General features: G+C 38.4%; 8 protein-coding genes and 2 pseudogenes. 7 read left to right on the top strand and 3 right to left on the bottom strand.

Annotated features, from left to right (window positions below):
* The first annotated feature begins 234 nt into the window (after window positions 1-234).
* The 5 genes from xerD (at window position 235) to lysS (ending at window position 6,524) form a co-directional block, all read left to right on the top strand.
* Window positions 235-1,146, top strand: a complete 912-nt coding sequence (gene xerD / locus CBG25_RS16590; protein WP_290607973.1) for a site-specific tyrosine recombinase XerD — start codon at window positions 235-237, stop codon at window positions 1,144-1,146.
* A 22-nt stretch (window positions 1,147-1,168) separates the two neighbouring features.
* Entirely contained in the window at window positions 1,169-1,879 is a 711-nt protein-coding gene (gene dsbC / locus CBG25_RS16585) for a bifunctional protein-disulfide isomerase/oxidoreductase DsbC (protein WP_290607972.1), read from the top strand.
* A 10-nt stretch (window positions 1,880-1,889) separates the two neighbouring features.
* Window positions 1,890-3,626: a single-stranded-DNA-specific exonuclease RecJ gene (recJ, locus tag CBG25_RS16580; RefSeq protein WP_290607974.1), complete on the top strand. Its 1,737-nt coding sequence runs from the start codon at window positions 1,890-1,892 to the stop codon at window positions 3,624-3,626.
* Window positions 3,627-3,901: 275 nt separating this feature from the next.
* A protein-coding gene (gene prfB, locus CBG25_RS16575) for a peptide chain release factor 2 (RefSeq protein WP_290607971.1) occupies window positions 3,902-5,000 on the top strand; the annotation gives its coding sequence in 2 pieces (ribosomal slippage) (window positions 3,902-3,976 and window positions 3,978-5,000; 1,098 coding nt in all).
* A 9-nt stretch (window positions 5,001-5,009) separates the two neighbouring features.
* Window positions 5,010-6,524, top strand: coding sequence for a lysine--tRNA ligase (gene lysS / locus CBG25_RS16570; RefSeq protein WP_290607969.1), 1,515 nt, complete (start codon window positions 5,010-5,012; stop codon window positions 6,522-6,524).
* A gap of 103 nt (window positions 6,525-6,627) precedes the next feature.
* On the opposite strand, the gene CBG25_RS16565 is transcribed toward lysS, so the two are convergent.
* Both CBG25_RS16565 and CBG25_RS16560 read right to left on the bottom strand, forming a co-directional pair.
* Complete coding sequence (locus tag CBG25_RS16565; RefSeq protein ID WP_290607967.1) at window positions 6,628-7,287, bottom strand: epoxyqueuosine reductase QueH; 660 nt, start codon at window positions 7,285-7,287, stop codon at window positions 6,628-6,630.
* A 755-nt stretch (window positions 7,288-8,042) separates the two neighbouring features.
* Window positions 8,043-8,531: pseudogene (locus CBG25_RS16560) on the bottom strand (DNA-processing protein DprA).
* 158 nt (window positions 8,532-8,689) lie between these two features.
* On the opposite strand from CBG25_RS16560, the gene def reads away from it, so the two are divergent.
* Both def and fmt read left to right on the top strand, forming a co-directional pair.
* Entirely contained in the window at window positions 8,690-9,205 is a 516-nt protein-coding gene (def, locus tag CBG25_RS16555; protein WP_290607965.1) for a peptide deformylase, read from the top strand.
* A gap of 34 nt (window positions 9,206-9,239) precedes the next feature.
* Window positions 9,240-10,214, top strand: a complete 975-nt coding sequence (gene fmt / locus CBG25_RS16550) for a methionyl-tRNA formyltransferase (RefSeq protein ID WP_290607963.1) — start codon at window positions 9,240-9,242, stop codon at window positions 10,212-10,214.
* Window positions 10,215-10,286: 72 nt separating this feature from the next.
* Here fmt and CBG25_RS16545 read toward each other — a convergent pair.
* Window positions 10,287-10,498 (bottom strand): annotated as a pseudogene (locus CBG25_RS16545) (hypothetical protein); the annotation flags it as partial.

The raw sequence follows: 10,498 nt of genomic DNA, 5'->3' as shown, positions 1-10,498 counted from the left end.
ACTTGTCGATCGTCTGTTGGTGATACTGGTTTGCAAAGAGGTCATTCTTAATGGCGCTGCGTTTCTTCATGGTGGTTAGCTCAGTAGACCAGCTTCCGATAACTTTATCAGCAAAATCAAACTCGGCTTAGGTTTTTCGAGGTGCCCAATATTCATAAATGTGAAGATGACATTGTGGCAGAAAGCATTTTTTGAGGCATAATATGGTGCAATTAATTTACTAGGAGTGCTGTTGTGTCAACTGAAAAAAATAGAGATAGTCATCCGTTGATAGAACAATTTCTCGATACTATTTGGCTTGAGCACAATTTAGCCGCTAATACGCTTTCTTCTTACCGTACTGATTTACAAGCATTAATTAATTGGTTATCGCGCTATGGTCATGATCTGCTTACGGTGGAGATTATGGATTTACAATCTTTTCTGGCAGAACGGGTAGAGGGCGGTTATAAAGCCACCAGTTCTGCTCGTTTACTGAGTGCCATGCGACGCTTATTTCAGTATTTCTATCGTGAGAAACTGCGCACCGATGATCCGACGGCACAATTGTCGGCACCTAAATTGCCAAAACGGCTGCCTAAGGATCTTAATGAGAAACAAGTTGAAGATTTACTGCATGCACCTATCACTAATGATCCGATTGAATTAAGAGATAAAACGATGCTTGAGGTGCTTTATGCATGTGGGCTACGTGTTTCTGAACTGGTTGGGCTAACATTAACAGATATTAGTTTACGTCAGGGTGTTATTCGGGTAGTGGGAAAAGGTAATAAAGAACGATTGGTACCCTTGGGTGAAGAGGCTATTTATTGGTTGGAAACTTATTTAACCGAAAGTCGTCCAATCTTACTTAATGGATTGACTAATGATGTATTATTTCCGAGTAAAAGAGGTACGCAAATGACACGTCAGACTTTTTGGCATCGGATTAAACATTATGCAGCAATTGCTGGAATTGATAGTGAAAAACTTTCTCCTCACGTATTAAGACATGCTTTTGCCACCCATTTGCTGAATCATGGGGCAGATCTCCGTGTAGTACAAATGTTACTTGGACATAGTGATCTTTCTACCACCCAGATCTATATCCATGTTGCCACAGAGCGTTTAAGGCAATTGCATCAACAACATCATCCTCGAGGTTGATTGAGGATAAAGGAAATTCTAAATGAAAAAAAATATCGTATGGTTAATTGGTCTTCTGGCCGCAATGTCACATTCTGCATTGGCTGATGATGTGGCAATTAAAAGAACATTGAATAAAATGGGCATAGAAACTGAGAATATCCATCCGTCACCTATTGTAGGTTTAAGTACAGTAATTACTAGCCAAGGTCTGGTTTATGTGACTGAAGACGGTAAGTATTTATTAGAAGGGCCTATTTATGATTTAAGTGGTCAAATGCCGGTTAATGTTACAAATCAGATCTTGGCAAAGAAAATAGAAGCAATGAGTGACCAGATGATCATATTTAAAGCACCAGAGGAAAAATATGTTGTCACCGTGTTTACCGATGTTACCTGTGGTTATTGCAAGAAATTTCATCAAGATATAGCAGAATATAATAAAAAGGGTATCAGCATACGTTATTTGGCATTCACTCGTAATGGCCTTCACCACGAATCAGCTAAAACAATGACATCTATCTGGTGTAGCGCTAATCGACAAAAAGCATTAACAGACGCTTTTAAAGGCGAAGCGATTTCTCCGATTGAAAAATGCAAAACAGTCGATATTGCCGCTCAATTTAATATCGGTCATATGCTTGGTATCAATGGAACACCCGCTATGGTGTTAGAAGATGGCACAGTAATACCTGGTTATATGACTGCAGATGATTTAGTTAAAGGGTTAGAAAAACTTAAGAAAAAATCATAATGAGTTAACAATAAATATGAAAATACAGCTTCGTCGCCGACCGAAAGCAAATGATAGCCACCTTCCTACTCATTTGTCTCCGGTATTACGCCGTTTGTACGCTATGAGAGGTGTGTTATCAGAAAATGAGTTAGAAACAGGTGCAAAAGGATTGCTTAATTACCAATCACTTAATGGTATTGAAACAGCGGTTCAGTTGTTAATCACTGCTCTGAATGAACATTGGCGAATTATAGTGGTCGGTGATTTCGACGCCGATGGTGCAACCAGTACGGCATTGACACTGCGAGCGCTGGGCGCGATCGGATATCGTCATTTTGATTATTTGGTTCCTAACCGATTTGAAGATGGCTATGGGCTTAGCCCGCAGGTTGTTGATCAAGTAATTAAAAGAAAAGCGCAACTTATTATTACCGTTGATAATGGCATATCTTCCTATGAAGGCGTTGCTGTTGCTCAACAACACGGTATAAAAGTGATTATTACCGACCACCATTTACCAGGAGAAACCCTACCTTGTGCAGAAGCAATTATTAATCCTAATTTAGCTGATTGTCACTTTCCATCAAAAGCATTAGCGGGGGTTGGTGTCAGTTTTTATTTGATGTCCGCATTACGTGCTGCGTTGCGCCAGACTGGTTGGTTTGAGCAACAAACACGTAGGATACCTAATCTGGCTGAATTATTAGATTTGGTTGCATTAGGTACGGTGGCTGATGTTGTTCCCTTGGATAGTAATAATCGTATTTTAGTCTATCAAGGTTTAAATCGTATTCGAGCGGGACGAAGCTGTGTCGGGATCAAAGCCTTGATTGAAGTTTCCAAACGTGATGTCAGTCGTCTGGTTGCTAATGATTTAGGTTTCTCAATTGGGCCACGGCTTAATGCAGCGGGAAGATTAGATGATATGTCAATCGGTGTAGAACTATTATTGACTGATGATATCGTTCACGCTAGAAAATTGGCTAATGAATTAGATAGTTTAAATCGTACCCGCCGCGAAATCGAACAGGATATGCAGCAAGAGGCTTGGCAGATTTTTGAGCAAATAGAAAAAAAATGTCATCAAATACCCAATGGTCTTGTACTTTATCATCCTGAATGGCATCAGGGAGTAGTAGGAATATTGGCTTCTCGGATCAAAGAACGATTTCATCGTCCGGTCATCGCTTTCGCGCCGGCTGGCGAAGGGATTTTGAAGGGGTCAGGGCGTTCCATCTATGGTTTGCATTTACGGGATGCTCTTGAACGCTTAGATACACTTAATCCGGGATTAATTTTAAAGTTTGGTGGCCATGCTATGGCGGCAGGATTAACGCTGGAGGAGCAGAAGTTTATTCAGTTTCAAGAGAACTTTGCTAATCTGATGGCAGAACTACTGGATAACGATATGCTGGAAGGAGTTATTTGGAGTGATGGTGAACTAAATAATGAAGAGTTATCATTGGATATTGCTGAACTAATTAGAAATGGCGGGCCATGGGGACAGGCTTTCCCTGAGCCAATTTTTGATGGCAAATTTCGCCTACTGCAACAACGTATTGTCGGTGATTGTCATCTAAAAGTGATGTTAGAACCACTGGCTGGTGGTCCGATGATAGATGGCATCGCCTTTAATATTGATACCGCTTATTGGCCTGACAATAGTATTAAAATGGTCGAATTGGCTTATAAACTTGATGTGAATGAGTATCGTGGTAATCGTAACATCCAGTTACTCATTCAGCATTTGTGGCCTTGCGAATAGTATTTAGTCTATTTTGACCATCAACAGTGGTAGGTATAGTCATGATTTCCCTTATTATAATCACTATTTTTCTGCCACTAGTTACAAGTAGTTAGATTTAAAGCATTATTCTTATAGTGGCAGTTACTGACTAAAAGCGGCTAATTGGTCGGTAATATGAGTTATCATGAAGCATATTGACTGAAAAACTATAATCCAGCAATCAGATCCGCTACAATAGGCGGTTTATATTTTTATGACTTTTAATGAAAATAACATAAATAAGATATAAGGGTATGTTTGAAATTAATCCAATAAAAAACCAAATTCAGGATCTGTCTGAGCGGACGAAGATCTTGAGGGGGTATCTTTGACTATGATTCCAAGAAAGAACGTTTGGAAGAAGTGAATGCAGAACTTGAGCAGCCTGATGTGTGGAACGAACCAGAGCGAGCCCAAGCGTTGGGTAAGGAGCGTTCTTCTCTTGAAGCAATAGTAGAAACTATTGATGCCTTGATACAAGGTTTAGACGATGTATCTGGTTTGCTCGATTTGGCAATTGAAGCCGATGATGAAGAAACTTTTCATGAGGCGGTGGCGGAGTTAACGCAGCTGGAAGGAAAACTGGGGCAATTAGAATTTCGTCGTATGTTTTCAGGGCAGTATGACAGTGCTAATTGTTATCTTGATTTACAGGCAGGCTCAGGAGGAACTGAGGCGCAAGATTGGGCTAGCATGTTGATGCGCATGTATCTTCGTTGGGCAGAGTCAAAAGGTTTTAAAACAGAGATTATTGAAGCGTCAGATGGTGATGTTGCTGGCTTAAAATCTGCCACGATAAAGATTATTGGTGAGTATGCTTTTGGTTGGTTACGGACTGAAACCGGTGTTCATCGATTAGTGCGTAAAAGCCCTTTTGATTCAGGTGGTCGCCGCCATACCTCATTTAGCTCAGCGTTTATTTATCCTGAAGTGGATGATGATATAGATATTGAAATCAATCCGGCAGATTTACGCATTGATGTTTATCGGGCGTCTGGGGCTGGTGGCCAACATGTTAATAAAACAGAGTCAGCGGTGCGTATAACCCATATTCCAACTGGCATTGTTACCCAATGTCAAAATGATCGTTCTCAACATAAGAATAAAGATCAGGCATTGAAGCAGCTAAAAGCAAAATTATATGAACTAGAGATGCAAAAGAAAAATGCCGATAAACAAGCATTAGAAGAAAATAAATCTGATATTGGCTGGGGTAGCCAAATTCGTTCTTATGTGCTGGATGATTCTCGAATTAAAGATCTACGAACCGGTGTTGAAAATCGCAATACCCAAGCTGTGCTGGATGGTGATCTGGACAAATTCATTGAAGCAAGCTTAAAAGCTGGCCTATGAGGAAAAAAGATGTCTCAACAACAACAGGGTACTGAGCGGTCCCTTGATTTAAATAATGAATTAAAAACTCGGCGTGAAAAACTGGCCGGATTGCGTGGTAATGGCATTGCTTTTCCTAATCATTTTCGCCGTGAGTATTTATCTGGCGATTTGCATGGTAAATATGATGAAAACCATGCGGAAGAACTTACTGCACTGAATATTGACGTCTCTGTTGCCGGGCGAATGATCACACGCCGTATCATGGGTAAAGCCTCTTTTGCGACTTTACAAGATATGGGTGGTCGTATTCAGATTTATGTTTCTCGCGATGACTTACCAGAAGGTATTTATAACGAACAGTTTAAGAAATGGGATCTGGGCGATATTCTTGGTGTTAAGGGTAAATTATTTAAGACCCAAACAGGTGAGTTAACCATCCATGCGCATGAAATCTATTTATTAACCAAAGCATTACGGCCTTTGCCAGATAAATTCCATGGGCTGGCAGATCAGGAAACGCGTTATCGCCAACGTTACCTCGATCTTATTGCTAATGAACAATCACGCCAGACTTTTATTACGCGTTCACGTGTGTTGTCGGCTTTACGTAACTTCATGGTTAGTAAAGATTTCATGGAAGTTGAAACACCCATGATGCAGGTTATACCGGGTGGTGCCGCAGCACGTCCATTTATTACTCATCATAATGCGTTAGATATTGATATGTATCTGCGTATTGCGCCAGAACTTTATTTGAAACGTTTAGTTGTTGGCGGATTCGAGCGAGTTTTTGAAATTAATCGTAATTTTCGTAATGAAGGCATTTCGCCACGGCATAATCCAGAGTTTACCATGATGGAACTGTATATGGCTTATGCTGATTATAAAGATCTTATTGTGTTAACCGAAGAGTTATTTAAAACTGTAACGCAAGAAGTATTAGGCACAACCCAGGTAACATATGGTGAGCATTCATTTGATTTCGGGCAGCCTTTTAGCAAAATGACGATGAAAGAAGCGATAGTTAAATATCGTGCCGAAACTGATCCGGCTGATTTGGATGATCTGGCTAAAGCGACAATCATTGCAAAATCACTCAATATTGAGGTAGAAAAAGGCTGGGGATTAGGCCGTCTGCAGTGTGAGATTTTTGAGGCAGTGGCGGAAAGCCATTTGATCCAACCGACATTTATTACTGAATATCCGGCAGAAGTTTCTCCTTTGGCTCGTCGTAATGATAATAATCCCTTTATTACCGATCGATTTGAATTCTTTATTGGTGGTCGTGAAATTGGTAATGGTTTTTCTGAGCTTAATGATGCAGAAGATCAAGCTGAACGCTTTGCTGAGCAGGTTCGTCAGAAAGATGAGGGTGATGATGAAGCCATGTTTTATGATGAAGATTATATCACTGCACTGGAGCATGGATTGCCACCAACGGCCGGTTTAGGCATTGGTATTGATCGGATGATCATGCTACTAACCAATAGTCATACAATTCGTGATGTTATTCTGTTTCCAGCATTACGGCCTGGTAAATAGTTTAGCAAATTGGATAAATAGCAATGCCCGTCTGAAGCCAGGCATTGCTATTTTTTGTTCGATCTATTATTTGTCGCCAATATAATATTCAACGCTTGCCTGATTAGGGTTGTTTGTCGTCAGTATAATATTTAACGCCGATGCGGATAATCTCCCGCCCTTGTGTGCGCCGATGTTTATTGGTATCACGCAGAGAATAGATACAACCGCAGTATTCTTGTTGATAAAATTGCTCGCGCTTACTAATTTCTACCATTCTTGCGGAACCATCTTGTTTACGCCAGTTATAGTCCCAATAAGTTAGGCCATCATAATGGCTGGCGGCACGCTTACCGCAATCATTGATCTGTTGCATATTCTTCCAGCGAGAAATACCTAATGAACTGGAGATAATGCTAAAATCATGCTCGGCAGCATAAAGAGCGGTATGCTCAAATCGCATATCAAAACACATAGTGCAACGAATTCCACGCTCAGGTTCTTGCTCCATCCCCTTGGCACGTGCAAACCAGTTATCACTATCATAATCAGCATCAACAAATGGCACATTATGCTGTTCGGCAAAACGAATATTTTCGTTTTTGCGGATCTCATATTCTCGTTGTGGGTGAATATTTGGATTATAGAAAAAAATAGTATAATCAATACCTGAAGCACTTAATGCTTCCATTACTTCACCTGAGCAAGGAGCGCAACAAGAATGCAGTAATAATTTATTTGCGCCATTAGGCAGCGTTAGTTTAGGACGGGTAAATTTATCCATGGTTGCAAATTTTTATAGTAATCGATAATAGGGCTAATAATAACAGCAAGCGAGAGATATATAATAGTCTTTTTATTTTTTGGGTCAAATTTGTTTGCGATGGACGCCGAGAAGGTTTATTGCCGCTTATAATCGATAAAAACACCCACTATATTTTACTTAAAGTAATTTTAAATCGACTTAGATTGATATAAAAATTTATTTTATTAGATATTAATATAATATTGGATAATTTTTCATTGTGGTATTAACTAATATAAATAGTTAGTTAAAGTAAAACTTTTTTATATCAAATACTGCAATAAGATAATATTTCAACCAAGAAAAGATATAGCAGAGAATATGGTAAATAAAATTTAGCAACTGTTATTTAGTATAAAAACTTCTACTAAACAACAGTGTTAGCTAGTGGTAAATAAATAGAGAAATTTTATGAAGAAATTGAATGTTATGAATTAAATTTTAAGCTGGAGAAAATATTGAAGCATTTGTTAAATATTTTAATAATAGAATTTTTGGTTAAGGAACTCGCCTTTTATCTGTTTTTATATCACTAAATGATGCTTTAGTTGCTTACTGTTAGGGGCTGTCGTCACGAGTTAAAGAGAAGTATCGTTTGTTTTTTTTTAAACAAAAACAACAGAGAAAAGGTAGATTTACATCATAAGTTTGATTAAATAAATCATCTTACAGGCATGGTGGTGAGTAAATTTCGACCATAAATTGAATGTTAAATATACTATATCTCGGTATGTTCATCTTGTGACGACAGCACCTAATACAGCAACAGTTATTCCATCATGTTTTAATCCAGTTTTATGGCTAATTCCATCTATACCTATTGCTAAACCACTGGTAATTGTAAATTTGTGATGTACCAGTTCCTGACTAAATATTTGAGCCTATTTCTCACCATAAAAATCATTATAACGACTCCCTACCAAAGCAATTTGAGTAGAAGAAAGCGCTTTCTCTTTACCAGCAACGAAGAGTATAATTGGTGGCGAATATATCTGTTTTAATAAATATGGATAATTTGGATCGGATAACGTAATGAGTTTATGCTCGCTTACATCAAGCCATTTCATTGCCGCATAAATAGCTTTTGAATTTGCATGAGTAAATTGTATACATTGATTCGGTGATAACCCACATGCCCGAAGAGAAGCAATTTTAACATTATTCAATGCAATAAGTTTCTCTACAATTGCAGCAGCATTGACAGTTGAAAGATGAGAGACCATTCTCATACGTAACCATATTTCCATTGGATCCATATACTTTCCAGACTTAATTGGCAATAAGTGTGTTCCATTTATAACCAATACTGTCAATCATAATGAGAAATGTCTAGAATAGGTATTAAATAAGTTTCACTTTTTGGATATAGCTTTAAACATTTATGTCAGTATTAAATATATTACATTACCCAGATGAGCGTCTTCGCAAAATTGCAGAACCGGTAAAAAAAGTTGATGCAGAAATACAACGTATCGTGAATGATATGTTTGAAACGATGTATGAAGAAGAAGGTATCGGTTTAGCCGCAACACAGGTTAATATTCATCAAAGAATTATTGTTATAGACGTTTCAGAATCTCGTAATGAAAGATTGGTACTTATAAATCCTGTTATCCTAAAAACAGCTGGTGAAACTGGAATTGAAGAAGGTTGTCTTTCTGTACCGGAACAACGGGCATTTGTATCTCGTGCTAAATGGGTCAAAATTAAAACCTTAGATGTCAATGGTAAAGAGTTTGAATTAGAAACTGATGATCTACTTGCTATCTGTATTCAACATGAAATAGATCATCTAAATGGCAAATTATTTATTGACTATCTTTCTGCATTAAAACGCCAACGCATTAGGCAGAAAATTGAAAAGCTTGAACGTCTAAAAGCTAAAACAACAAAATGATATTTATCATATTTTATAATATAGGGATCTTTACGTGTCAGACTGTCTACGAATCATTTTTGCCGGCACCCCAGATTTTGCAGCACAACATTTAGCTGCATTACTTGGTATCAAGGATAAGTATCAAATTGTTGGCGTTCTGACACAACCTGATAAACCAGCTGGAAGAGGGCGAAAACTCGCATCAAGCCCAGTAAAAACGCTAGCCGAAGAAAATAATATTCCTATTTTTCAGCCAACAACTCTAAAAACAGCAGACAGTCAGCGCTGGATTAAAAATCAGCATGCCGATGTTATGATTGTTGTCGCATATGGCTTAATTTTACCTGAAATTGTACTAAATATGCTACCAATGGGCTGCCTGAATGTTCATGGCTCACTACTACCCCGCTGGAGAGGCGCAGCGCCAATCCAACGCTCAATTTGGGCTGGTGATAAAGAAACCGGTATTACGATTATGCAAATGGATATTGGTCTGGATACCGGAGATATGCTTTACAAAGTTAGCTGCCCTATTGAACTAAAAGATACTAGCGCAACCCTATATCAAAAAATTGCAAAACTAGGCCCTATTGCACTCCTACATACTCTTGATTTACTCACTTCAGGTCAAGCAAAACCAGAAGAGCAAAATGATACATTCGCTAACTATGCTGAAAAACTGAATAAAGATGAAGCATTAATTGATTGGACACTTTCGGCTGAAGAAATTGAGCGATGTATCCGGGCATTCAATCCTTGGCCAGTAAGTTATTTTATTGTTGCAGATCAACCTATTAAAGTTTGGTATGCCGAAGTCATTGATCATGAAATTGACGCTTCACCACCGGGAACAATTTTAAGTGCCGATAAAACAGGGATCAAAGTGGCAACCGCGAAAGGTATTTTAAATATCTTAAAAATACAACCGGCCGGTAAAAAAATAATGTTAGCTAGTGATTTTCTAAACTCTCGTCACGGATGGCTTATTCCTGGCAGAATAATAAATTCAGCATTGCAACCAAATTAGTAATAAATTTCTTGTTTGCATTTATGATTAGTGGGTAATTATATTTAACATGAACACGAGTTTCGCACAAAACTAATTTGGGTACGCTAATAAAACACGGATGTGCTCAGCAATAGCATTTTTGATTACGTCCCAATTTTGTTGATAAAGGGTTATTTTTTCAGATATACGACGTTTATGTTGTTCAAACCACGCAGAAATAGCGAGAAAAATATGATTTCTTTGCGCTCGGCTCGTGCGAGCCTGACAGCGTTCAATACCACAATTTTGTTTAACTTCTCGAT

The sequence above is a fragment of the Arsenophonus sp. ENCA genome (genome assembly GCF_002287155.1).
Taxonomy (GTDB): domain Bacteria; phylum Pseudomonadota; class Gammaproteobacteria; order Enterobacterales; family Enterobacteriaceae; genus Arsenophonus; species Arsenophonus nilaparvatae.
Note: the sequence above shows the minus strand (reverse complement) of the source record. Positions and strands in the feature narration are given on the sequence as shown.